At 65.7% G+C, this 24,126-nt stretch carries 16 protein-coding genes; 2 read left to right on the forward strand and 14 right to left on the reverse strand.

The genetic code is table 11. The annotated features are described in order from the left end of the window. Positions 1–5 precede the first annotated feature (5 nt). Entirely contained in the window at positions 6–320 is a 315-nt protein-coding gene (locus DPV74_RS01650; protein WP_027792775.1) for a hypothetical protein, read from the reverse strand. Between the two features lie 414 nt (positions 321–734). Here DPV74_RS01650 and DPV74_RS01655 point away from each other — a divergent pair, with 414 nt between their 5' ends. Further along, entirely contained in the window at positions 735–938 is a 204-nt protein-coding gene (locus DPV74_RS01655) for a hypothetical protein (protein ID WP_162922921.1), read from the forward strand. Here the strand turns inward: DPV74_RS01655 and DPV74_RS01660 are convergent. Together DPV74_RS01660 and DPV74_RS01665 are read right to left on the reverse strand one after the other, a co-directional pair. Then, the gene (locus DPV74_RS01660; protein ID WP_059699453.1) at positions 919–1,518 is read right to left on the reverse strand and encodes a DJ-1/PfpI family protein; all 600 of its coding nucleotides are present in this window, start codon (positions 1,516–1,518) and stop codon (positions 919–921) included. The genes DPV74_RS01655 and DPV74_RS01660 overlap by 20 nt on opposite strands. 164 nt (positions 1,519–1,682) lie before the next feature. Continuing rightward, positions 1,683–3,134 (reverse strand): DEAD/DEAH box helicase, encoded by a 1,452-nt coding sequence (locus DPV74_RS01665; RefSeq protein WP_048027318.1) that lies wholly within the window; start codon positions 3,132–3,134, stop codon positions 1,683–1,685. A 399-nt stretch (positions 3,135–3,533) separates the two neighbouring features. On the opposite strand from DPV74_RS01665, the gene DPV74_RS01670 reads away from it, so the two are divergent. Next, positions 3,534–4,268, forward strand: a complete 735-nt coding sequence (locus DPV74_RS01670) for an ABC transporter substrate-binding protein (protein WP_027792779.1) — start codon at positions 3,534–3,536, stop codon at positions 4,266–4,268. A gap of 79 nt (positions 4,269–4,347) precedes the next feature. Here the strand turns inward: DPV74_RS01670 and DPV74_RS01675 are convergent, their stop codons facing one another. The 11 genes from DPV74_RS01675 to uvrA form a co-directional block, all read right to left on the reverse strand. Then, a complete protein-coding gene (locus tag DPV74_RS01675) occupies positions 4,348–7,065 on the reverse strand; it encodes a TonB-dependent receptor (protein WP_119336391.1) in 2,718 nt (905 codons plus the stop codon). Positions 7,066–7,428: 363 nt separating this feature from the next. Further along, a complete protein-coding gene (locus DPV74_RS01680; protein WP_162922922.1) occupies positions 7,429–8,787 on the reverse strand; it encodes an MFS transporter in 1,359 nt (452 codons plus the stop codon). After that, complete coding sequence (locus DPV74_RS01685; RefSeq protein WP_048027334.1) at positions 8,780–9,490, reverse strand: hypothetical protein; 711 nt, start codon at positions 9,488–9,490, stop codon at positions 8,780–8,782. Before DPV74_RS01685 ends, DPV74_RS01680 begins: the two co-directional genes overlap by 8 nt. Before the next feature lie 2 nt (positions 9,491–9,492). Next, a complete protein-coding gene (locus DPV74_RS01690; protein WP_230948779.1) occupies positions 9,493–10,266 on the reverse strand; it encodes a 2OG-Fe(II) oxygenase in 774 nt (257 codons plus the stop codon). A 76-nt stretch (positions 10,267–10,342) separates the two neighbouring features. Next, positions 10,343–12,727 carry a TonB-dependent siderophore receptor gene (locus DPV74_RS01695; protein WP_240439898.1) on the reverse strand — a complete coding sequence of 795 codons (2,385 nt, stop codon included), beginning with the start codon at positions 12,725–12,727 and terminating at the stop codon, positions 10,343–10,345. 752 nt (positions 12,728–13,479) lie between these two features. Further along, positions 13,480–13,911: a biopolymer transporter ExbD gene (locus DPV74_RS01700; protein WP_119336394.1), complete on the reverse strand. Its 432-nt coding sequence runs from the start codon at positions 13,909–13,911 to the stop codon at positions 13,480–13,482. Between the two features lie 12 nt (positions 13,912–13,923). Then, entirely contained in the window at positions 13,924–14,346 is a 423-nt protein-coding gene (locus DPV74_RS01705; RefSeq protein ID WP_119336395.1) for a biopolymer transporter ExbD, read from the reverse strand. Between the two features lie 12 nt (positions 14,347–14,358). Then, the gene (locus DPV74_RS01710; protein ID WP_119336396.1) at positions 14,359–15,294 is read right to left on the reverse strand and encodes a MotA/TolQ/ExbB proton channel family protein; all 936 of its coding nucleotides are present in this window, start codon (positions 15,292–15,294) and stop codon (positions 14,359–14,361) included. Positions 15,295–15,360: 66 nt separating this feature from the next. Further along, on the reverse strand, positions 15,361–16,056 hold the full coding sequence (locus DPV74_RS01715) for an energy transducer TonB (RefSeq protein ID WP_119336397.1): 696 nt from the start codon (positions 16,054–16,056) through the stop codon (positions 15,361–15,363). Positions 16,057–16,164: 108 nt separating this feature from the next. Next, positions 16,165–17,205: an LLM class flavin-dependent oxidoreductase gene (locus DPV74_RS01720; RefSeq protein ID WP_119336418.1), complete on the reverse strand. Its 1,041-nt coding sequence runs from the start codon at positions 17,203–17,205 to the stop codon at positions 16,165–16,167. Positions 17,206–18,064: 859 nt separating this feature from the next. After that, positions 18,065–23,959 (reverse strand): excinuclease ABC subunit UvrA, encoded by a 5,895-nt coding sequence (uvrA, locus tag DPV74_RS01725; protein WP_119336398.1) that lies wholly within the window; start codon positions 23,957–23,959, stop codon positions 18,065–18,067. Positions 23,960–24,126 lie beyond the last annotated feature (167 nt).

Raw genomic sequence — 24,126 nt, forward strand, 5'->3', positions numbered from 1 at the left:
GATACTCATCGCATCCCCGCCCGGGCATCCTGCCCGGCACGCACGCTGCCCGTTCGGGCAAAATCGGAAACCTTCAGCGAAACCGTATCGGCTTTCGCATTCGAGCGCGTCTTCCGGGCGACTGCCAGGATCGAGGCCAGATGCTCGTAAAAGCATTCGAGCTGTCGCGCATCGGATGCCAGTCGCTCGAGGTCGCATGCCTTCTCGAGAATCAACCGGGAAACATGAAAGCGCTGAAGCCCGCGGCCGACCCGAGCCTGAAACACGACGCCATCGCTGCTATGCGGTACCCCCGCCCACACAAGCGAACTGCGGTCCATGAAGCCTCCGAACATTCTTAATCGTCACATCAATATGCCAGCCATCTCCGACGCTGCATATTTGTATTTCAAAATTGTGGCGCGCGACACATCGGCACGTTCGCGTCATCCGGATATTGCGCTGCAGCAAAAGTGCCCGTAGACTGGGTTCGCGCATCCGATGTAGTTGCCCTGCAGTCGCCCCATGACGGGAGAGCACGCCATGACGACTTTTTCATCAGCACTGAATCAGGCACCCCCTGCCCTCCACGTGTTCCAGCAGGACGGTGGCTGGCATTGGGGTATCACCGTCCCTCGTCCCACGGGGTCCGGCTTCAAACTGATCGCATTCAGTCACCACATCTTTTCCACTGAAGACACGGCCCAACACGACGGCGCTCGAGCGTTGGCGTCCATCGTCGCAAATGACGTGCATTGAACCTCGCGGATCTGGACCCCATCACGCTTCCCGATTCGGTGGTATCCGACATCCGCAAGCAAGGGAAAACGAAAGTCACGGCTGCCGCCGGCAAGGCGGTTGCGAACCGAGGGCGCCGAAGAAGCCGCCATCGCGAACACCGCATGACCCGCGATGAACGCAGTGCGATTTTTTATCGCATTACGGCAGATAAGGCGTGATGTTCGTCAGCGCACGGGAAACGTACTCATCCTTCTCCCCGACCGGCGCAACGTAATGAAGTGCACTGCGCGCGGCTTCCTCGCCCTCGAGGCGCGCGATGATCCATGCGGCCAGGTATTGCGAAGCAAAACAGCCGCCTGCCGTTGCGACGTTACCTCGAGCAAAGAACGGCTGATTGAGGACTTCGACGCCTGCCTCGAGTACCCACGGTTTGGTCGTGAGGTCCGTACAGGCCGGGACGTTGTCGAGGAAGCCGAGCTTGGCCAGAACCAGCGTGCCCGAACACTGGGCACCGATCAGTTGCCGGGCGGGATCGAGTTTCAACTGCTCCATCAGCGTCGCGTCGTTGACGACATCCCGGGTTCGAATGCCGCTCCCGACGATGACGGCATCCGCCGTGCATGCGTCGGCCAATGTCGACTGCGCCTGTACGGTCACCCCGTTCATCGATGTGACGAAATGCTCCGGGCATGAAAGCGTGACCCGCCAGTCGGGCTTCTTGATGCGATTGAGCACGCCCAGTGCGATGAGGGAATCGAGTTCGTTGAAGCCCTGAAAGGTCAGAATGGCGATGTGCATGGGGTGCCCGTGTCCGAAGTCCGTCGATGCATATTGCCAGATCGCCGACGCGAGTGGCCTGGCGTTACGCCGGATTCATCCCGTCGATGCAATCGCCTTGAAGCTGCCGGCGGGCCCCGAACCGCCCGCCATGTTCAACGACCGGCGTGACTCGTCCCGGCACGTCAAGGCTGCCGCTTGCCACGGCCACCGGCGGGTTTGCCGGCCGGCTTGCGCGATCCCGCAGCCGGCTTGCCCGCCGGTTTGCCGCGCGGTTTCTGCACGCTGAACGGGCTGCCGATCGTGTAATCCGGTTCGTTACCGGCCGGCTTTGCGTGCGCCGCCGCAGGCTTGTGCCTGCTTTCTCCACCTTGCGCTGGCGGGCGCGGCTTTTTACCGGCCACCGGCCTGGCAACGGGCGCCGCTTGCTGCACTTTCGGCTTCTTCGGCTTTTTGGGTTTCTTGATGATCTGACCCGTCGCGCTGGTTTCCGGCACGCGGTGTTCGGCCTCGAAACCCGGCTCTTCTTCACGGCGCAGCGTTTGCCGGATCAGCGCTTCGATCGCGGCCAGTTGCGGCGCTTCGTCGGCACACACCAGGGACACCGCGACGCCGCTGGCGCCCGCGCGCCCGGTACGGCCGATCCGGTGCACATAGTCTTGCGCGACGATCGGCAGATCGACGTTGATCACCAGCGGCAGATCGTCGATATCGAGCCCGCGCGCCGCCACGTCGGTGGCGACCAGCATCTGGACTTCGCCCGTCTTGAAGCGCTCCAGCGCGCGCAAGCGCGCGGGTTGCGGCTTGTCGCCGTGGATGGTGTCGACCGCATAACCGGCTTCGTCCAGCATGGCCGCCAGGTAATCCACGCCGTTGCGCGTCTTGACGAACACCAGCGCATGCTCCCACTTGTTCTCGGCCACGAGGTGCATGAAGAGGTCGGGCTTGTTCCGCTTGTCCACCGGCACCACCCACTGCTTGATCTTGCTGGCCGTGGCGTTGGGCGGGCTGACGCTGATGTTGACCGGGCCGCGCAGAATGCTCGCCGCCATCGCGCGGATCTCGTCGCTAAACGTGGCCGAGAACAGCAGCGTCTGGCGCTGGGCGGGCAACGCGGCAAAAACGGCGTTCAGTTCGCGCGCGAAGCCGAGATCCAGCATGCGGTCGGCTTCGTCCAGCACCAGCGTTTGAACCTGATCGAACTGCACCGCGTTCTGGCGATTCAGATCCAGCAACCGGCCCGGCGTGGCCACGAGCACATCCACGCCCTTGCGCAACTTCATCATCTGCGGGTTGATGCTCACGCCGCCATACGCGGCCAGGAATCGCAGGTCGAGGCCCTTGCCGTAAGCGATGAAGCTTTGCAGCACCTGTTCGGCCAGTTCTCGCGTGGGCACCAGCACCAGGACGCGTGCGCGGTTGCTGGACACCGCCGGGCCGTGCTGCACCAGCCGCTGCAGCAGCGGCAGCGCGAAACCCGCCGTCTTGCCGGTGCCCGTCTGGGCCCCGGCCATCACGTCCTTGCCGCCGAGCACGGCAGGAATCGCCTTGGCCTGCACCGGCGTAGGAGCCTGGTAATTGAGGTCCTGCAGGTTACGCAGCAAGGGATCGATCAGGCCGAGCGAGGCAAAAGACATAGACGTATTCCGGGCTAAAACCGCAATTCTAGCGGTTGCCGGACCGATCAAGGCCCGCCGCGCCCGGCCGGAAGCCCGCTACGTGGAACGGCACGGCAAACCGGAAGCCGCCACGGGCGTAAAGCAAAAAGCGCTTCCAGCCCCTTTTCCACTTCAAAAGCGCGCTCGCCGCCGGTCGGTCATTTGCCTTTCCATGGCTTCATGGCCCACGGTCAGGCTGCGCCGTGACGGAAAGGCTGATGTATCGCGTCTCGGGGTCGGCGACGAACGCTGGCTCGCGACGCTCGATGCGGCCCCGTCACGAAAGCCGGGTGATAAGCTCGATGCCGGCGCACTGTCGTGCTTCGACTTGCATCGACACGCCCGGAACCCTGACCCTACGACCGCAACGAGCCACCCATGCCTCTCGCCCCCTCCGTCCTCTCCGCGTTCACGCCAACCGGCAAGCTGCGCGCGTCGATCAATCTCGGCAACCCGATCCTCGCGAACCGCGACCCGGAAACCGGCGAACCGTTCGGCGTGTCGATCGACCTCGCGCGCGCGTTCGCCGAACGCCTGTCGGCCGAGCTGGAACTCGTGGTGTTCGACACCGCGGCCAAATCGGTGCAGGCGCTGACCGACGAGCGTGCCGATTTCGGCTTCTTCGCGGTCGACCCGCTGCGCGGCGAAACGGTCGCGTTCACGGCGCCGTACGTGCTGATCGAGGGGTTCTATCTCGTGCGCGATGCGTCGCCGATCCGCACGAACGCGGACGTCGACCAGCCTCACAACCGCGTGACCGTCGGCAAGGGCAGCGCGTACGACCTGTTCCTCACACGCGAGCTGAAGGCCGCGCAGATCGTGCGTGCACCGTCGTCGCAAGCCGTCGTGCAGACCTTCGTCGACCAACAGCTGGAAGTCGCGGCGGGCGTGAAGCAGCAGCTCGAGGCCGATGCGGCGAAAACGCCCGGCCTGCGCCTGCTGGACGAACGGTTCATGGTGATCCGGCAGGCAATGGGCGTGCCGAAGAGTCGCGGCGAAGCCGCCGCCGCGGCGCTGAATGCGTTCGTCGAGGAAATGAAGGCGTCGGGCTTCGTCGCGGATGCGCTGCGACGGCATGGCATCACCGGCGCATCCGTCGCGCCGCCGGGCTGATCGAAAGCGGCTCGGCAGCAAGCCGCCGCGCGGCGCGTGACCATCAGCGGTTACCATTCGACGGCAAAGGCGACGGCCCTCAGAACCGGTACGTCGCCCCCACCTGCGCGAATCGCCCGACATACGTATAGAGCGACGAATCGTAGCCGGTCGGCCCCGCCATCCATACCGGATCGAACGGCGGCTTGCGATTGAAGAGGTTGTCGATCCCCGCGTACAGCGTCCAGTGCTTGAATCCCGTGTAGCCGATCATCAGGTTGAACTGGCTGTACGACGCAACGCCATCCGCCATGCCGGGGTACGTGCCCGGCGCGAGAATGGCCTGCGCGTAAGGGCCGACATAGAGCCAGCTCAGGGTCGCGTTCCACTGGTGATGGTTCCAGCTCAGGTCGGTGTTCCCTTTCCAGCGCGGCGAGCTGCCGCCGAACGGCTGGTGAAGTGCGCCGTTGTTGCCCGCGTAATCCCTTTCCACGCCGCCAACCGGCATCTTGAAGTGCCACATGTACGCCCAATCGCCGGACAACGTGAAGGTACCGATTTTCGTCGCGACCGTCTGGCGGAACGTGGCCTCGAAGCCGTCGGTGTCCAGCGACGACAGATTGCGATACGGCAGCGTGACATAGGCGATGCTGCCGTTGGCATTGCGAACCACCTGCGACGGATCGTTCTGATTGACCACGACCTGCACGTCGTCCGTGCCGATCACGTTGTCGATGTGAATCTTGTACCAGTCGAAACCGATATCGGTCGTACGCGTCGGCGAAAACTGGAAGCCGACGTTATAGTTCTTCGTGCGCTCGGGCTGCAGGCCGCGATTGCCCGCGCGAATTTCCTCGACGATGTTGTACGAACCCGGATTGTTCGGATCTCGCGCGTCCACCACGCCCTGCGAGCCGAACGTCCGCGACGACGTGTTCTCGATCAGCGTCGGCGCACGGAAGCCGCGATTGTACGAACCGTACAACGTGAGTTCCCGCACCGGCTGAAAACGCAGCGCGAACCGCGGCGAAAACGCGCCGCCGAAGTCGCTGTAGTGATCGTAGCGGCCCGACTGGCTGAACGTCAGTGTCTTCAGCAGCGGAATGTCGAGCTGATAGTAGACGGCCGCGACGTTGCGCTCGCCGTCGACGGACTGGATCGACGGCGACGTCAGCTGGCCGCTCGCCCAGCCCGCTCCCGTGCCGATGTACTGGCTCTGATGCATGAACTGAGCGCCGAGCCCGAGGCCCACGTTGCCCGTCGGCAGCCTGAACAGGTTCGGGCTCGATAGCGTCGCATCGAGCACGTCGAGCTTCGTGATCGCCTGGTTCGACGTGCTCTGGTAAAGGCCGTTCAGTCCGTTCGGCGTCGCGGACGGATTGGAGAAATCGAACGTGCCGTTCCGGATGATGTTCGTCAGCGCGCTGGCGCTCATCTGGTTCGAATAGTTCTGCGAGACCGTGTCCTGCGAATGCGCATACGACGCGCTCCAGTCCCAGTCGCCCGCGGACGGCACCGCGAACGTTCCCTTCACGCCCGTCGCGGCGCGCCAGTAGTTCGAACTGACATGCACCGACTGCGACGCCGGAAACGCATAGCGCAACTGCGTCGGCACGCCGAACGGATTGTAGGGATTACCGGCCGGCACGACGTTCGATACCAGCGCGACGCTGCCCGTCGCCGGATCGTAGGTCTGCGTACTGGTCGTCAGGCGGCCGACACCCCGGTTCGCGACCGTCGTGTTGTTGCTCTCCCACAGATCGGCGAACGCCTGCATCGCGTCGTCGATCCTGAACTCGCCGTGCAGCTTCGCGCTCAGGCGCTCGGTCCACGGCGAGAGCGACGACGCGCCTGCCGTGTTGCGCTGGCAGATCGTGCCGCCTGCGCCGAACGATTGGGAATTCGCGTTGCCGGGTGCGACCTTGCCGCCATACGCACAGGGGTCTAGCGGCACGTTGCCGTTCGCCCTCGCCCAGTACGACGTCGACTGGTTGGACAGGCCGCCGGGATAGTTCGAGAAATTCTGGTTCTCCGTCATGTTCCGGTCGGAAGCGAGCACGCCGTTGTTCTTGTAGTAGCTGAGCGCCGCCGTCACGTTGAAGCGATCCGCGTTTATGTCGCCGAAGCCGCCCAGCAAGCCGAACCGGGTCGTGCCCGCGCCGCCGCCTCCGTTCGTCGCACCGCCGTAGCTGCCGGTCAGCTCCAGGCCCCGATAGTTCTTCTTCGTGATGATGTTCACGACACCGGCGACGGCATCGGAGCCGTACTGCGACACCGCGCCCGTCTTGACGATCTCGATCCGGTCGATGATGTTGAGCGGCAGCGTGTTCAGGTCGAAGAACTGATCGGTGCCGTTGGCCGCGTACGCATACGGGGCGGCGCGCTGGCCATCGATGAGTACCAGCGTGTATTTTTCGCTCAGCCCGCGCAACGCGATCCCCGATCCGCCGACCGCGAAGTTGGCCGTCGCGGTCGAGCCGTCCCCCCAGCTGCTCGATGAATTGGCCGTCACGCTGCGCAGATAGTCCGCGACCGTCGTATGGCCGCTGTTCACGATGTCCTTCGCCGTGATCGTCTGGACCTGGTTGAAGCCGACCTTGTCCGCGCTGCGGATCAACGACCCCGTCACTTCGAAACGCTTGACCGTCAGCGCCTCGTGCGCGCCCGATGCCGGCAACGCCGGCGCCGCGGGCACGGCCACTGTCGACGTCGTCGCGTCGGGTGCCGGCTGCGACTGCGCCCATGCGGACGCTCCCGGTACCGCCGTGGACGCGCAGAACCACGCTGCGGCAATCCCCCTCACCACGCTTTGCTTCATCTTTTTTCCCGCCCACAATCGCCGGCCTGGCCGCGCGTATTCTTTAATACGGTATCTATTTAGAGATCCGAATTCATGTTCGAAATGCAGATCGTTCCGACTCGACGAGGTGCCTGCCACGTTTCGGTCACCGTGCCCGATTCCACGTCAGCCCGGATCGCATGGACGCCGCACGGGAATCGCCCGCGGCGTCGGGTCGACGCTGCCTGGAAAGCACGCATGCGCGAGCGCGCCCCGCGCGATCGAGGCCGAGCGCCTGTCGGGCAAGACGACGGATGCCCGGCAACCGCCCGGACATCCGCCTGCTATTGATGGGAACCCGTCTGCTCGACGATCCGCGAGCGATGCGTGTCCGGCAGCCGGTCAGTCGATGGCCACCGCCACCGACTCGCGCGACAGCACGTGGTACAGCGCGCCGGCAGCGAGGATGATGGCCGCGAGTGCCAGCATCAGCGTCTGGTAGCCATGCCGGAAATCGTCGACCTGCCGCATCAAGAAAATGGCGAACGCAATGCCGCTCGCGCCGCCCACGTTGTGCACGGTCCACGACGTGCCCATCGCCACGGCCGCCTTTTCGCGCGGCAGCGCACCCAGCGCCACCAGCGTCGAGGGCCCGAGTATCGCGCCCCAGCCGATGCCGAACAGCAGCAGCGGCACGACGAACCAGGCTGCGTCGGGCTGCCCCGCGACGATCGACAGCAGAATCGACGCGACGACGAACAGCGACAGGCCGGTCACGATCACCCGCGACGGGCCGAGCCGTTCGCTGCGGCCGCCGATCCAGGACGACGCGATGGAAAACGTGATGGTCGCCGGCAGCAGATACAGCCCGATGGTGATGTCGCTCTTGTGGAGCTGGGTCGAAAAGAAGATCGGCAGGGTGAGCAGCACGATGCAGTAGAAGAACGCGAGAAAGAACGTCGCGAGCAGCGCGGACAGGAACCTCGGTTCGCGGAAAAAATGAAACTCGACGATCGGGTCGCGCGTGCGCAACTCATGCCAGACGAACAGTGCCAGCGCGACGAGCGACACCGGCAGCAACCAGAGATTGAGCCGGCCGCCGTCGACGGACAGATAGCTGACGAGCGTGGTCAGGCCAACGACCAGCAGCAGGCACCCCGTCACGTCGATGCGCTTGCGCGCCTGCGCCTTGAACTCCGGTATCGCCCAGGCGCAGAGCGCCAGGCTGATCGCGATGAACGGAATGTTGATCAGGAACGCGTCGTGCCAGTCGAGCGCGCCGGCGAACAGGCCGCCGATGATCGGGCCGAGCGCCAGCCCGACGCCGTTGGCGCCGAACAGGATCCCCAGCGCCTTGCCCTGTTCGTTCTCGTCGAACGTGTAGCTGACGATCGCGCCCGATACCGTATACAGGATCGCGCAGCCGATGCCCTGCAGGAAGCGGAACCCGACCAGCAGCCAGAACTGATGCGCGATACCGGCCAGCAACGAAGCCGCGCCGAAGATCACGAGGCCGACGATCAGCAGCTTCTTGCGGCCCAGGTTGTCGGCCAGCGTCGCAACCGGCACCATGAACGCGGACAGCGCGACCATGAAGATGGACGTGATCCACTGCGTCGTCTGGATCGGGATCGAAAAGTCGCGGCCGATCGCCGGAAGAATCGTGTTGACGACCGTGAGATCGATACATCCCAGGAAGCTCGCGATACAGATGCCGGTCAGCCCGACGTATTTCCGAACCTTGCTCGATGAATTAGTCATGCGCCAGTGCCTCGGTTTCCTCGTCTGCGTGCGACTGCGATTTTTTCTTGAACTTGACCGCCAGCCAGTTGGCGCGGGCATCGCTCCCGTTCTGCACGAAAATCTCGCGGGTCTTGCTCATCGCGGCGGTCATCTGCTTCGGGTAGATGATGAAATCGATGCCGTCCCGCGCCCACATCGGCATGATGATCGGGCATTCCTCGAGAATGTAGAAGAGCGAGCGATAGAACGCGTCCTCGTGTTCGCGGGTGCCCTGCACGAGCCCGTTCCGCTCCGCGAACACGCCGATGGTGTCGTTGATCGCGTAACGGTATTCGGGATTCGAGTAGTATTCGTTCGTGATCAGATGGTAGTACTGCGAATAGTCGTCGCGGCGCAGCAGGTCGTCCCATCGCAGGATCTCGCGCCGCATCGACAGTTTCGCGAGGGTTCCCTCGTGGTCCCGCAGCCACGCGTCGCCGCGGTCGCGGCTTTTCTGATAGTTGCTGCGCGCGGAGCCGGTCGCATAGTTGTGGCGCTGCAGCGTATCGGCCACGCCGATCACGCATTGCCCGAACCCCGCCACGTTGATCTTGTCGACGGTCGCCGCCAGTTTTTCGCCTTCGTGATATTCCTTGCCGACGCTGATCAGCAGCAGTGCCGTCTTGCCGACGTACTCGTGCGCCTGAAATTTTCCTTGTGCCTGCAATGAAACCTTGTACATGGTCAGCTCCAGTAAACTAAGGGTTCGGTAACGGATTTGATGCCGACGAAGGCACTCAACGTTACCCGGTCGGCGCCCCGGACAGGGCGAACCGCGTGGATGAAACGCGGATTCAGGAAGATCAGGTCGCCCACCTCCGGCTTGATCACCAGGTCAGGCGCGCCCACCTGCTCGCGGCCGATCCCGTAGTGGCGATCACCCTTGAGCGCTTCGTATTCGCGCGCATCGGGTGCGACGCGCCAGAGTTCCAGCTCGCCGCCGTGCGGCGGCACCTGCAGATAGATGTTGGCCGACAGCTGATACTGCAGCGCCCATCCGGTGCCCGCCGGCAGCGTCCATTCCAGGTTGTCGATGTGCGGCTCGAGATCCACGCCGGGCGTCAGGTAGCGGCACACGCCGACGAAGCACTTGCTCCCGTCCACACTTAGCAGCCGTGCCCCTTCGGGCCACGCGTCGTCGAGCAGCGTGCGGAACCGGTCGACCGGCGACGCCAGCTCGCCGAACAACGTCCGAACGCGTTCGATATTGGCGCGCGCATGCCGGTGATACGCCTGCCGCACCTCTTCGGATCGCACCTCCGCGTACGCGATGCCGAGCCGCGTAAATTCAGCTGCGTGACCCAGCGCGCCCCGGTCGGGATGGGCGAACAGCTGCTCCTCCGCTCGCCGGACGACCGCCGGCGGCGTGAACGCACGAATGCGTATCGCGAGCGCATTGCCTCTGCACAAATCGAGAATGTGATCGGCGCACAGCGACGTTTCGTCGACGTCGATCACTGCATGGTCAACCTCTGCCGGTCGGTTCATGGCGTGATGGAATGAAGAAGTGAAAGAAATAAGGGAGCCACGCGCATCAGAGCAGGTAGCGGGCGCGCAGGTAATAGAAGCCGCCGTTGATGCCGATCGGCGACGACACGATGTCGTACTGCGTGCCCAGGAACTGGTTCTCGGACGGCAGCTTGCTCGGGTACACGTTGAACAGGTTGTTCGCGCCCACCGCGATTTCGAACTTGCGTGTCATCGCATAGCGCAGCTCGACGTCGGTGACGTAGCGCGCCGCGTTCGTGAAATGCGCGAAGCGCGTCGTCGAAAATGCATTCGGGCCGCTCCAGTAGCTCTCTTCGCCGGAGGTCGTGCCGTAACGCGTTTCGTGCAGGCTGAGCGCCCATTTGTCACGGTGCCAGGTGCCGCCGACGATGATCTTGTTCTTCGGCGTCGACGACGTGATGTAGCCGACCTGCTGCGCGTTCAACAGCGTGTTGCCGTTGGTGTCGCGGCCCACGCTCGTCACGCTCGTCGTGTTGAAGTTGATGCCGAGATCCCAGTCGACGCTCCCCCACCTCGCGAAGTTGCTGTGATACGTGGCCAGGATGTCGAGGCCGCGCGTGCGCGTATTCACGCCGTTCGTGAAATAGTTCGCCGTCACCGACGGCAAGCCCGCCGGCAACGTGATGCCGGCCTGCGTCAGCGCATCGATCGCGGTCTGTCCGCTATAGGTGCCGCCCTGCACGATCCGGTCGCGGATGTTGATCTGGTACGCGTCGATCGTCACGTTCAGGTTCGGCAGCGGGTTGAGCACGAGCCCGATATCGAAGTTGGTCGACTTCTCGGGCTTGAGCGGCGTCGCGCCGAGGTTGCGTGCGGCCTGCGAGTTCGGGGCCAGTTGCCCGTAGGCGGAAAGCGGCGAGATGTTCAGGTTCGTGAAGTACTGCTGCGCGAGCGACGGCGCGCGAAAGCCGGTGCCGACGCTTCCGCGGACCGCGATGCGCGGCGTGATGTCGTAGCGCGTCGAGACCTTGCCGTTGCTCGTGCTGCCGACGTCGTTGTAATGCTCGAAGCGCCCCGCGAGATCCACCTGCCAGTTCGGCGCGAGCCGGGTGGCGAGATCGATGTAGGTGCCGAGCACCTCGCGCGATTTCGACAGCGCACTGAGCGGCGACAGGCCCGGCAACGCCTGGCTGCCCGCACCGTAGGTCGACGCGGGATCGCCCGCGCCGACCGTGTAGCTTTCGTGGCGATGCTCGGCGCCGACCGACACGTTGAGCGGCGCGGGCAGCAGCGGCAGGTGGAATGCACGCGACAGGTCCAGGTTGTTGGTCCACTGCGTGTTCGTGAAGGTCGACAGGCGGAAGCCGGTCGGCGTCGATCCGGTCGCGGCGAACAGGCTCGTATTCGCCGAATTGACCATGCCGATGCCGATGTTGTCTCGGCCGTAGGTCGAACTGATGTCCCATGCCCAGCCGAGCAGCCGGTCGCCTTTCACGCCCGCGGTCAGCGAAAAGTCGTTTTCGTTGATCGTTTCCTGCGGCGTGAAGCCGTTCGGATAGAGCGCGGGCAGGACCGACGGCAACCGGAAATTCTGGTAGCTGCCGCCGCTCCGGTGCGCATACGTGCCGAAGCCGTACAGCTTCGCGCCGCCTTCGAGCAGGTAACCCGCGTTGAAGGCGACCGATTCCCGCGTGCTGGAAGGCGACCCGAGAATCAGGTTGTCGTTCCGGCCGGTTCGCGGATCGGCGTCGGTTCGCACCGTATGATTCTGCCGGTTGTATTCGGCGCTCAGGTCGACATAACCGGCATCGCCGAGCCTCAGCCCGATGGTGGCCGCATTGTTCTGCGCGAGGCCGTCGCCCTGATAGGTCTGGCCGGTGGTGTTCGACACCTCGCCGCCCTGGTAATTCGACTTGAGGATGACGTTGATCACGCCGGCAATCGCATCCGAGCCGTATTGCGCGGATGCGCCGTCACGGAGAATCTCGACATGATCGATCGCCGTGACCGGGATCAGGTCGACGTCGACACCGGTCGATCCTTGCTGCGGCCCGCGGTTCAGCGACACGTTCGCGGTCGAATGGCGGCGCTTGCCGTTCACGAGCACCAGCACGTAATCGGGGCTCAGCCCGTGCAGCGTCAGCGCGCTGGTCAGGTTGCCCGCATCGCCGCGCATCGCCTGGCGCGCGATCGACGGCGAGAGCTGGACGAGTGCGTCGCGCAGGTTGCCCTGCCCGGTGCGCCGCAGCGCGTCGCCGCTGATCACTTCCACCGGGGCGGCGGCATCGCGCACCTTCCGCGCGCTTTCACGCGTGCCGGTCGTGACGACGACGTCCTGAACGGTGACGACGACGTCCCGGGTATCGCCGGCAGGCGCCGGTTCCGGCTTCGTGCCCTGTGCCCACGCGGCGCTGCCGGCGGTAATCCAGCAGGCGGCCAGCGCCAGCGAGCGGCAACGGGGGATCCTCACGCGCGCAATGTCGTTTCTCTGATAAACCACTTCAAGGCCCTCATTTCAGCGCGCCGCGAAGTGTCGTTTCATTCTCGCGTCACGCTTCTCGTTTGTTTTGATATCAGTGCGTGACGAATCATCCTCCTGGTGTAATAGTTTGTTAAATAACAAATACGCATTTTCATTTATCGATTCATCCGACAATTGCCGGCCTTGCGCACGATTACGCAATCACGCAGAAAATGTTGCGATTGCGTGGCGAATGGAAATGGCACCCGTTAATTTGGTTGATATTGACGATGCCCGACTTGAATAATGAAAATGAATATGCGCACGTTTGTGAAATATCGATTTCGCTCGACAAGCTGCGCATTGCATGTTCGAACCGATGGGCCGGAAAGTATCGTGACGATGTCGACATCATTGCGATGGCGGAACAATCGCAGCCCGGCGGCCCTGCTCCGCTTCGAGCAGTCTCCGCTGATGGGGGGGGCCGGCTTAGGAGGAACGCGTCGGTTTCTCGATGCGAATGGATGGCCAGTCGCCCGGCGTATCCGTTTGCAGCGTGGCAGGTGATCTGCTCGTGCGGGAGCGCCGGGCCTGGACAACACGTTTGCGTCGCCCGGCCGGCGAATGCGATTCACGCGAGGTTGCGCGAAGTTGCGTGACAGTGCGGCGATTGTGCGGACAGCGGCACCCGAGAGGATCGCGCGATCGCGTGCGACCCGGCGGGATACGACTCGATCCGCGCCATCGTTCTTTCGAGCCGCTCACTCCAAGTACTGCTCGTTGCCGATCAGGCCGATCTTCGTCGCGCCTTCGCGCTGGGCGGAGGCCAGCACTTCGGCCACCGCCTTGTAAGGTGCGGACTTGTCCGGGCGCAGCCGGATCTCGTCCTGGTCGGCCTCGGCCGCCACCGCGCGGAACTTCGCGTCCAGCGCGGCCCCGCCGCCCACGGCCGCGCCGTTCCAGTTGACGGCACCGTCCGCACCGATGTCGATCTGCACCACCTGGGGCGGATGCGGCGGTGGCGGTGGGTTCCCCACCGGCAGGTTCATCTTCACCGAGTGCATCTGGATCGGGATCGTGATGATCAACATGATCAGCAGCACCAGCATCACGTCGATCAACGGCGTGGTGTTGATGTCCACCATCACGTCCGGATCGTCCTTGCTCCCTCCGGAGCCTGCGTTCATACCCATCGTTCGAACTCCCTAGCCCCCGCGCGCGGGCGGCTGCGTGATGAAGGCGACCTTGACGACCCCGGCCCGCTCGCATGCCGCGACGACCCGGCCGATGTACCGATACGGCGTGGCCTGATCGCCGCGCACGTGGACGTCCGGTTGCGGCGCCTGCGTCGAAGTCTCCTTCAGGCGCGACACCAGCGTCGGAAGGTTCACATGCTCGGTTCCCCAGAAAAGGTCGCCCTGCCGGTTCACCGCGATCTCGATGCTTTTCGGGTGGGTCTGCAGCGGCTGTACGCGCTCCGCCGGCAACTGCACCTGGATCGTGTGCGTCACCACCGGGATCGTGATCAGGAAGATGATCAGCAACACCAGCATCACGTCCACGAGCGGCGTCGTGTTGATCGCCGAGATCACCTCGTCGTTGTCGTCACCGCCGACACTGATTGCCATGATGCGCCCCGCTTACGACTGAACCGCCAGCGCTTGCGGCGACTGTGCCGCCGGCGTCGCGATGCGGCCCGCCGCGCGCCTGCCGCCCGCGAGCAATACCGTGTGCAGTTGCGCGCCGAAATCGCGCACGCGTTCCATCACGGACTTGTTGCGGCGCACGAGGAAGTTGTAGCCGAGCACGGCCGGCACGGCGACCGCGAGGCCGATCGCGGTCATGATCAGCGCCTCGCCCACCGGGCCGGCAACCTTGTCGATCGACGCCTGGCCCGCGATGCCGATGGCCGTCAGCGCGTGATAGATGCCCCACACGGTGCCGAACAGGCCGACGAATGGTGCGGTGGAACCCACCGTGCCCAGAAACGCCAGGCCGTCCTGCAGTCGGTTCGACACGCTGGTGATCGAGCGCTCGATGTTCAGCTCGATCCAGGTATTGCGGTCGACCGAATCGAGCAGCGCGGTGTCGTGGTGCTCCCCTGCCTCGATCGCGTTCTCGGCGATGAAGCGAAACGGCGACGTATCGTCGAGCTGGGCGGCACCCTCGGCCAGCGTCGGCGCATTCCAGACCTGCTCGTCGGCCGACTTCGCGCGGCCGTTCGCGCGCGCCTGCTCGATGAACTTGGTGACCATGACGTACCAGCTGCCGAGCGACATCACCACGAGCAGCCCCAGTACGAAACGCGCGACGAAGTCGCCGTTTGCCCACAGAGCGCCCAGGCCGTACGGGTTCTCGACGGTGGCCGACGTCGCGGGTTCGGGCGGCGGCACCGGGCGCTCCGATCCGTTCGACGCAGCCGGCGCCGCCACGATCGGCGCTGCGCCGGATGCTGTCTCGCCCCGTGCCGCAGCCTTCTCCTGGGCAAGCACGGATTGCGGGGCGACCAGCGTGCCGCTCACGCCGGCAGCGATCATCAGGCTTGCCGCCAGCGCGGCCCGAAAATGCTTTCTCATACGCACTCCATATCTATTTCGGATCGATCCGGGAAGCAGGCGGCGTCTGCCGCGTTGCCTTCCCCGTCAGTTCAGGTTGAAGGAAAACGGTACCCGCACACGCACGGATTGCCCCTGGGCGATACAGTTGAAGCGCTTGACCGCATTGAGCGCCGCACGATTAAGCACCGGGTCGGCCGGCTGCGCGACCCGCAGGTTCGTGACGCGGCCGTCCGGATCGACGGTGAACTCGACGGTCACGTCACCCGTGATGTTGTTGTCCTGCGCCTCCGGCGGGTAGACGATCGACGACCGGACTTCGTCCGAATTCGGGCAGACCACGCCAATCTCGCGATTCACCGGCTTGGCAACCGGCACCGGCGCCGGCGCGGGTGGCGCTTCGTGCACCGGTGCGCTCTGGACCGGCGCGTCCTGGTGCGTGATGGTGGCGGGCGGCGGGGCCTGCACGTGCACCTCGGGCGGCGGCACGAACGGTGGCGGCGGCGCCGTCACCCGCGGCTTCGACACGACCTTTTCGACCGGCTTCGGTGGCGGCGGTGGAGGCGGCGGCTTCACCGGTGCGATGATGCGTGCCTCGATCGGTTGCTGGACGATCTGGACGACCCGCGTCGCGAGACCGTTCACGAGCGCCCAGATCAGGACGAGATGCAGCGCAATGGCGATCGCGATGCCGCCGAAGCGGCGTACCGGATGCGTCTGCTTGTTGCCGAAGCGGCGCGGGCGGCCGATTGCCGCGAGCCGGGATGGAGAGGCGGTTGTCATGTTCGGTCCAGTTGCAACGAGATCGAAGGTGCGGCGTGCCCGGCGGCGTCCGGTCCGTCGCCGACTTCGATCACGTGCGCCATTCGATGGAATGTCATGTCGATCGCATCAGGCCGCGGCGGGCTCGCGCCGGTCGACCGGCTGCCACCCGAGTGCCGGGGCGATACGCGTGATGAAGTCCTCGAGAATCTGCCGGTAGTTCTCGAACGGCAGGTCGTAAGGCAATTCGAGGCGCAGCTCCCGCACCTGTCCGACCACCGGGTCGGCCAGCAGCCGCTCCACGATCTCGTCCGAGCTGCCGACGAGATCCGGTGCGAACAGCGTGCGCCGCTCGCCCTGCGGCGCCAGCGTGCGGGCATGACGCGCGTCGGCAAATGCGCGATAGCGTTCGCGCTCCTTCGCGCTCGCGCCGTCGGTCGGGACGATCACGCGCCCCAGCGCGATCCGCGGAGCGTGAGCTTCATGCCAATGGCCGCGATACAGATCCAGTTGCCGCAACTGGGCGTCGATATGGCTATCGGTGCCCTCGCCCGTGGTTATATTGCCGATCAGCAGGTTGAAGCCGTTCCTGGCGGCCCATTCGATCGATCGCCTGGAACCGCCCCCGTACCAGAGTCGCCCCGTCAGGCCGGGCGCAAACGGACTCACGCGCGGCCGGACCCGGCCGGCGGCCGATTCGACGAACGTGTCGTCGTCGCCGAGCCAGTCGCCGGCGAGATTGCGGCGCAGGCGTGCCACACGCGCGTGCGAGAAGTCGACGAGATCCGGATCGGTGTCGAACAGCCGCTCGCCCAGCAGCGCGCCGTGATTCGGTGCGCCCGCACTGAGCCCGACATTGAGCCGCCCGCGCGAGAGCACGTCGACGGTCGCGAGATCCTCGGCCAGCCGGAATGGATTCTCGTAGCCCATCTGGATGACCGCGGCGCCCAATCCGATCCGGGTCGTGCGCTGGCTCGCCGCCGCGAGAAACGTGGCGGCCGACGAGACGGCGCGCTCGAGGTGGCGTTGCCGCACCCACGCGCTGTCGTAACCGAGCGCTTCGCCCGCGCCGAACAGTTCGAGCGTCTGCTCGAATCCCGCCGCCGCGTCTTCACCGGCGTAATTGCCCGGTGTCAGGAAGGCAATATGATCAATGCGGACATTGCTCACTTTCGTATCCTTCGTCATTGGGTCTGTCTGGTGGTACACGCGCCGCGTGCTGTCGGCCCGGGATCTGCCCAATCTGCCTGTCGGCAGGCATGACGCACGACCAGCACGGCACCATCGACCAAAACGCGCGCGCTCGCCTCTTTGGCGAGCGGGTTTTTATCGGGGATCGAAAAAAGGAAACGCGACATCGAACTCAACCTCGCGAATGGCCGGGCTGACCGGATTCAAACTTTCATGAAAATGCGTCGAATAGGCAGGTAATCTCGAATGTCGATTATGGAGAACGTGCGACTGCCCCGTTGCGGTCATTTCTTCTATGAATATGACGCGCGGATCAAAACCGATAGCGCGCACACACATAATGGAATTCGCGATTGATTCAGGCGTGGCCCCGCAAATCCGGGCAGGTGTGTAAGTGGAACGCTCGATCCGTTGGCCCGCGATAATGCCGGCCCAGGAACCTGGACGATGAAGAAGAGAACCCGACGGTCACACCCGACGGGGTTCGATGCAAAAGTGCTGCGCTTGCAGCGCCAAAAGCGAGCGGACGCTGGCCGCACTGGCACAACGGTTCGATGTGCAACCGAGCCCGATCACGGAATGGATGCGACAGCGCGAAAACGCGTGGGGAATGTGTTTCAAGTGACGGGCACGCGATCGAGCGAGCCGCGGACAGACTTGACGGCGCCGGTCGACACCAGAAAACGAAGCTCCGATAGCGCGAGGTTTCGCGTATCGAAAGCGGGGTAACGGCGCCACACCGGAGCCATTACCCCACGTCTTGAAAGAAAAGAACCGAGCCCGTTAGCCGGGAGGCAATCCCCCTGGCACCGAGGCTCTCAACACGAAGTGCCCGCGCTCACCCTACCCGCGCTTCTCCCTCGCGCTCGGCTTCCCCTTCGCCCGTGCCCGTTCGCGCGAGCACCGGCTTGAGCGCCTGCCCCGTATGGCTCGCACTCACCTGCACGAGCGCTTCCGGCGGCGCCGCCGCGACGATCGTGCCGCCGCCCACGCCGCCTTCCGGCCCGAGATCGATGATCCAGTCGGCTTCCGCGATCACGTCGAGGTCGTGCTCGATCACGACGACGCTGTGCCCCGCATCGACGAGCCGGTGCAGCACGCGAATCAGCTTCGCGACGTCCGCCATGTGCAGGCCGACCGTCGGCTCGTCGAGCACGTACAGCGTGTGCGGCGCCTTCTGGCCGCGCCGCGTGATGTCGTCGCGCACCTTCGTCAGCTCGGTGACGAGCTTGATGCGCTGCGCCTCGCCGCCCGACAACGTCGGCGACGGCTGGCCGAGCGTCAGGTAGCCGAGGCCGACATCCTTCATCAACTGCAACGGATGCGCGATGTTCGAGATCGGCGCAAAAAACTCCACCGCCTCGTCGATCTCCATCGTCAGCACGTCGCCGATGTTCCGGCCGCGCCACGTGACGGCGAGCGTCTCCGGGTTGAAGCGCTGCCCGTGGCACACGTCGCACGGCACCTTCACGTCGGGCAGGAAGCTCATGCCGATCGTGCGCACGCCTTGCCCTTCGCATGCGGGGCAACGCCCGTCGCCGGTGTTGAACGAGAAGCGCGACGCCGTGTAGCCGCGCGCACGCGCTTCCAGCGTATCGGCGAACAGCTTGCGGATCGTGTCCCACACGCCGATATAGGTGGCCGGACACGAGCGCGGCGTCTTGCCGATCGGCGTCTGGTCGACTTCGAGCACGCGGTCGATCTGCTCCCAGCCGCTCAGCGATTCGCAGCCCTGCCACGCATGCGTGACGTTCAGCGACGGCCGCGGCGCACTGCGCGCGAGCACGCTCGAACGACGGTTGGTAGCCGGCGTGTCCTGCTGCGCGGCCTTGCGCGCGCGGCGCGTGGCCGGCGACGACAGCACCGAGCGGCCGACCGCGTCGAGCAGGTTCGTCATCAGCACGTCGCGCGCGAGCGTCGACTTGCCCGAGCCGCTCACGCCCGTGACCGCGACGAGCCGCGCGAGCGGAATGCCGACCGTGACGTCGCGCAGGTTGTGCAGCCGCGCACCGTGCACGGTCAGCCAGGCTTCCGGCACGGCCGCGCCGCCCTTCTTGCCCGGCAGGCTCACGCTGCGGCGTGGTTGCAGCGGATGCGTCATCGGCTGCGCGAGCAGGCGGCCCGTCACGGAATCCGGCTGCGCGGCCAGATCGGCGACCGCGCCCTCGGCGACCAGCGTGCCGCCGCGCTTGCCCGCGCCCGGGCCGACGTCGATGATGTGATCGGCGCGGCGGATCGTGTCCTCGTCATGTTCGACGACGACGAGCGTGTTGCCCTTGTCGCCGAGCTTGCGCAGCGCATCCAGCAGGATCTGGTTGTCGCGCGGATGCAGGCCGATCGTCGGTTCGTCGAGCACGTAGCAGACACCCTGCAGGTTGCTGCCGAGCTGCGCGGCGAGCCGGATGCGCTGCGCTTCGCCGCCCGACAGGCTCGGCGCCGCGCGATCGAGGCTCAGGTAGCCGAGCCCGACCTCCTCGAGAAACGCGAGGCGGCTGCCGATCTCGCTGACGATGTCGCGCGCGATCTGCGCGTCGCGCCCCGTCAGTTCCAGCCCGTCGATCCAGCGGCGCGTGTCCGACACCGTCCATTGCGCGACCTCGACGATCGGATGCGCGTCGAACGTCACCGCCCGCGCGGTCGGGTTCAGCCGCGTGCCGTTGCAATCCGGGCACGGCTCGTTGCCGACGCCTTCCGGTTCCTGTTCGTCCGACGGCAGCGTCTGCTCGCGGCCGCGATCGTCCCCGGCGAGCACCGTGTCGTCATACGCGGCGCGCTGTTCGCGCGTGAGCGTGACGCCGGTGCCGACGCAGGTCGTGCACCAGCCGTGCTTGCTGTTGTACGAGAACATCCGCGGGTCCAGCTCCGGGTAGCTCGTGCCGCACACCGGGCACGCGCGCTTGACCGACAGCACCTTGACCGTGCCGACCCGCGCGGTCGAATGATCGTTCTGCATCGCGTCGTGCAGCCCGTCGAGCGGCGCGAGCAGATGCATCACGCCCTTGCCGAGCTCGAGCGTCTCGTCGAGCACGCGTCGCAGTTCGGCTTCGTTGTCGGGGGACACGACGATATCGGCGACCGGCAGCTCGATCGTATGCTCGCGGAAGCGGTCGAGCTTCGGCCACGGATCGACCGGCACGAACTCGCCGTCGACGCGCAGATGCGTGCTGCCGCGCGCCTTCGCCCACTTCGCGAGATCCGTATACACGCCCTTGCGGTTCACGACGAGCGGCGCGAGCAGCCCGACGTGTTCGCCGCGATGATCGCGCAGCAACTGCGCGGCGATCGATTCGACGGATTGCGACGTGACCGGCGTGCCGTCGTGGATGCAATGCTGCAGGCCGAGCTTCACGTACAGCAGCCGCAGGAAGTGCCACACCTCGGACGTGGTCGCGACCGTGCTCTTGCGCCCGCCGCGCGACAGCCGCTGCTCGATCGCGACGGTCGGCGGAATGCCGTACACCGCGTCGACTTCGGGGCGGCCGGCCGGCTGCACGATCGAGCGCGCATACGCGTTCAGCGATTCGAGGTAACGGCGCTGGCCTTCGTGGAACAGGATGTCGAACGCGAGCGTCGACTTACCGGAACCCGACACGCCGGTGATCACGTTGAACTTGCCGTGCGGGATGTCGACGTCGAGCGCCTTCAGGTTGTGCTCGCGCGCGTTGACGATCCGCACGACGTCCTCGCCTTCGATCGCACGCCGCTCGCGCGCCGCGTTCAGCACGGCCTGCAGCGGCTTGCCTTCGTCGGCGAGCGCCATGTCGGCATCCATCGCGCGTTCGTACTGCAGCAGCGCCACGCCGGTATGCGATTCGGCGCAGGCTTTCACGTCGTCGGGCGTGCCCGCGCACAGCACGAGGCCGCCGCCGTCGCCGCCTTCCGGGCCGAGATCGATCAGCCAGTCGGCCGCGCGGATCACGTCGAGGTTGTGCTCGATCACGATCAGCGAATGGCCGACCGCGAGCAGCTTGCCGAACGCCTGCATCAGCTTCGCGATGTCGTCGAAGTGCAGCCCGGTGGTCGGCTCGTCGAACATGAACAGCTTCGCCCGCGCGATGCGCGCCTCTTCCGTGACGACCCGGCGGCCGTTCACGGCCGCCGCCGATTCGGCGAGGAAGCCGGCCAGCTTCAGGCGCTGCGCTTCGCCGCCCGACAGCGTCGGCACCGGCTGGCCGAGCTTCACGTATTCGAGGCCGACGTCGACGATCGGCTGCAGCACGCGCAGCACCTCGGCGTCGGTCGCGAAGAACGCGGCCGCTTCGCTGACGGTGAGATCGAGCACGTCGGCGATGCTCAGCGCGCGGCCGTCGCGCTCGATGCGCACTTCGAGAATCTCCGCGCGGTAGCGGCTGCCGTCGCAGTCCGGGCAGCGCAGGTAGACGTCGCTCAGGAACTGCATCTCGATGTGCTCGAAGCCCGAGCCGCCGCAGGTCGGGCAACGGCCGTCGCCCGAGTTGAAGCTGAACGTGCCGGCGCCGTAGCCGCGTTGCAGCGCGAGCGGCGCCTTCGCGAACAGCTTGCGGATCTCGTCGAACGCGCCGACGTAGCTCGCCGGGTTCGAACGGGTGGTCTTGCCGATCGGCGACTGGTCGACGAACACGACGTCGCCCACCTGGTCGGCGCCCGTGAGGCTGCGGTACGCGCCCGGCGACTCGGTCGCCTTGCCGTGGTGCCGCGCCATCGCCGGATAGAGCACGTCCTGCAGCAGCGTGGACTTGCCGGACCCCGACACGCCCGTCACGCAGACGAGCCGCTGCAGCGGGATCTCGACCGTCACGTCGCGCAGGTTGTGTTCGCTCGCGCCTTCGAGCACGATGCGCGGCGTATTCGCGTCGACCACCCGGCGCGCCCAGTTCGACGCATGCGCGACATGCTTGCGGCCGCCGAGATACTCGCCCGTCAGCGTGTGCGCGGAGCGGATGTCGCCCGGCGTGCCGTCGTAGACGATCGTGCCGCCGCGCTCGCCGGGGCCGGGCCCCATGTCGATCAGGCGATCGGCCGCGAGCATCACCGACGGATCGTGTTCGACCACCACCAGCGTATTGCCCGCGTCGCGCAGCCGCTGCATCGCCTCGACGATCCGCGTGAGATCGCGCGGATGCAGCCCGATGCTCGGTTCGTCGAGCACGAACAGGGTTTTCGTGAGCGACGTGCCGAGCGCCGTCGTCAGGTTGATCCGCTGCACCTCGCCGCCCGACAGCGTGCGGCTCTGCCGGTCGAGCGTCAGGTAGCCGAGCCCGACGTCGCACAGGTATTTCAGGCGCGTGCGCACCTCGGCGAGCAGCAGCTTCAATGCATCGTCGAGCAGCGCGCTCGGCAGGCTGATGTCGTCGAAGAAGCGGCGGATGCGCTCGATCGGCAACAGCATCAGGTCGTGCACGGTCAGGCCCGGCAGCGCTTCGAGCTGCGCGCGGCTCCAGTCGACACAGCGCGGCATGAAGCGGCCGGCCGGCGCGAGCACGCCGTCGGCGTTCTCTTTCGAGCCGAGCCGCCACTGCAGCGATTCCGTCTTCAGGCGCGCGCCGCCGCACACGTCGCACGGCGTGTAGCTGCGGTATTTCGACAGCAGCACGCGGATATGCATCTTGTACGCTTTCGACTCGAGATAGCCGAAGAAGCGCTTCACGCCGTACCACTGGCTCTGCCACTTGCCGTTCCAGTCCGGCGAACCGTTGACGACCCAGTCGCGCTCGGCGTCCGACAGCTCGGCCCACGGCGTGTCGCGCGGGATGCCGGCTTTCGCCGCGTAGCGCATCAGGTCGTCCTGGCACTCCTTCCACGCGGGCGTCTGCATCGGCTTGATCGCGCCGCCGCGCAGCGTCTTGCGCGCGTCGGGAATCACGAGGCCGAGATCGACGCCGATCACGCGGCCGAAGCCGCGGCAGGTTTCGCACGCGCCGTACGCCGAATTGAACGAGAACAGCGCCGCCTGCGGCTCCGCGTAGCGCAGGTCGCTGTCGGGATCGTGAAGCCCGGTGGAGAAGCGCCACACCTGCGGCTCGGCGATCGCGTTTTCCGCTTCCGGCGCCAGCACGTACACGTTCACGCGCCCGCCGCCGCGCTTCAGCGACGCCTCGATCGCCTCGACCACGCGCACCTTGTCGGCCTGCTGCACGCGGAAGCGGTCGGCCACCACGTCGAGCACCTTGCGCGGCCCGGTGGGCGACGCGACCTCGCGCTGCGCCTGCACCCTCGTGTAACCGCTCGCGGACAGCCACTGCGCGACTTCTTCATCGGACGCCGTTTCGGGCAGCTCGACCGGGAACGTGACGACGACGCGCGGATCGTCCGCCTGCGTGCGCGCGACGAGCTCAGCGTAGATCGTCTCCGGCGTGTCGTGCCGCACCTGCCGCGCGGTCTTGCGGTCGAACAGCTCGGCCGCGCGCGCGTACAGCAGCTTCAGGTGATCGTTCAGCTCGGTCATCGTGCCGACGGTCGAGCGCGAACTGCGCACCGGGTTGGTCTGATCGATCGCGATCGCGGGCGGCACGCCGTCGACCCGCTCGACCTGCGGGCGGTCCATCCGGTCGAGGAACTGCCGCGCGTACGCGCTGAACGTCTCGACGTAGCGCCGCTGGCCTTCCGCGTACAGCGTGTCGAACACGAGGCTCGACTTGCCGGAGCCCGACGGGCCGGTGACGACCGTCATCTCGCCGGTGCGCAGGTCGAGATCGAGGTTCTTGAGGTTGTGCTGACGTGCTCCGCGAATGCGGATCAGATTGCTGGATGACAATTTGCCTGCCCGTCTGAATGAGTTAACCAGAGTGCCCGGTGCCGGAACGCTGCGGCGGATGCCCGCAGGCGCGGCGCACGCGCCGCAAGGGTTGCACCTGTGCGGCCCGATTTCGACGGACACTATACTGTATATTCATACAGTTTTCCATGACGACCCTGAGGGCG

The sequence above is a fragment of the Burkholderia sp. HAN2018 genome, from assembly GCF_024704855.1.
Classification (GTDB): Bacteria; Pseudomonadota; Gammaproteobacteria; order Burkholderiales; family Burkholderiaceae; genus Burkholderia; species Burkholderia cepacia.

What these genes read in the sequence shown, in the direction of transcription:
- DPV74_RS01680 (WP_162922922.1), bottom strand. Translation starts at nt 8,787, where the DNA reads ATGACTAATTCATCGAGCAAGGTTCGGAAATACGTCGGGCTGACCGGC.
- DPV74_RS01670 (WP_027792779.1), top strand. Translation starts at nt 3,534, where the DNA reads ATGCCTCTCGCCCCCTCCGTCCTCTCCGCGTTCACGCCAACCGGCAAG.
- DPV74_RS01675 (WP_119336391.1), bottom strand. Translation starts at nt 7,065, where the DNA reads ATGAAGCAAAGCGTGGTGAGGGGGATTGCCGCAGCGTGGTTCTGCGCG.
- DPV74_RS01710 (WP_119336396.1), bottom strand. Translation starts at nt 15,294, where the DNA reads ATGAGAAAGCATTTTCGGGCCGCGCTGGCGGCAAGCCTGATGATCGCT.
- DPV74_RS01665 (WP_048027318.1), bottom strand. Translation starts at nt 3,134, where the DNA reads ATGTCTTTTGCCTCGCTCGGCCTGATCGATCCCTTGCTGCGTAACCTG.
- DPV74_RS01715 (WP_119336397.1), bottom strand. Translation starts at nt 16,056, where the DNA reads ATGACAACCGCCTCTCCATCCCGGCTCGCGGCAATCGGCCGCCCGCGC.
- DPV74_RS01660 (WP_059699453.1), bottom strand. Translation starts at nt 1,518, where the DNA reads ATGCACATCGCCATTCTGACCTTTCAGGGCTTCAACGAACTCGATTCC.
- DPV74_RS01685 (WP_048027334.1), bottom strand. Translation starts at nt 9,490, where the DNA reads ATGTACAAGGTTTCATTGCAGGCACAAGGAAAATTTCAGGCGCACGAG.
- DPV74_RS01705 (WP_119336395.1), bottom strand. Translation starts at nt 14,346, where the DNA reads ATGGCAATCAGTGTCGGCGGTGACGACAACGACGAGGTGATCTCGGCG.
- DPV74_RS01700 (WP_119336394.1), bottom strand. Translation starts at nt 13,911, where the DNA reads ATGGGTATGAACGCAGGCTCCGGAGGGAGCAAGGACGATCCGGACGTG.
- DPV74_RS01650 (WP_027792775.1), bottom strand. Translation starts at nt 320, where the DNA reads ATGGACCGCAGTTCGCTTGTGTGGGCGGGGGTACCGCATAGCAGCGAT.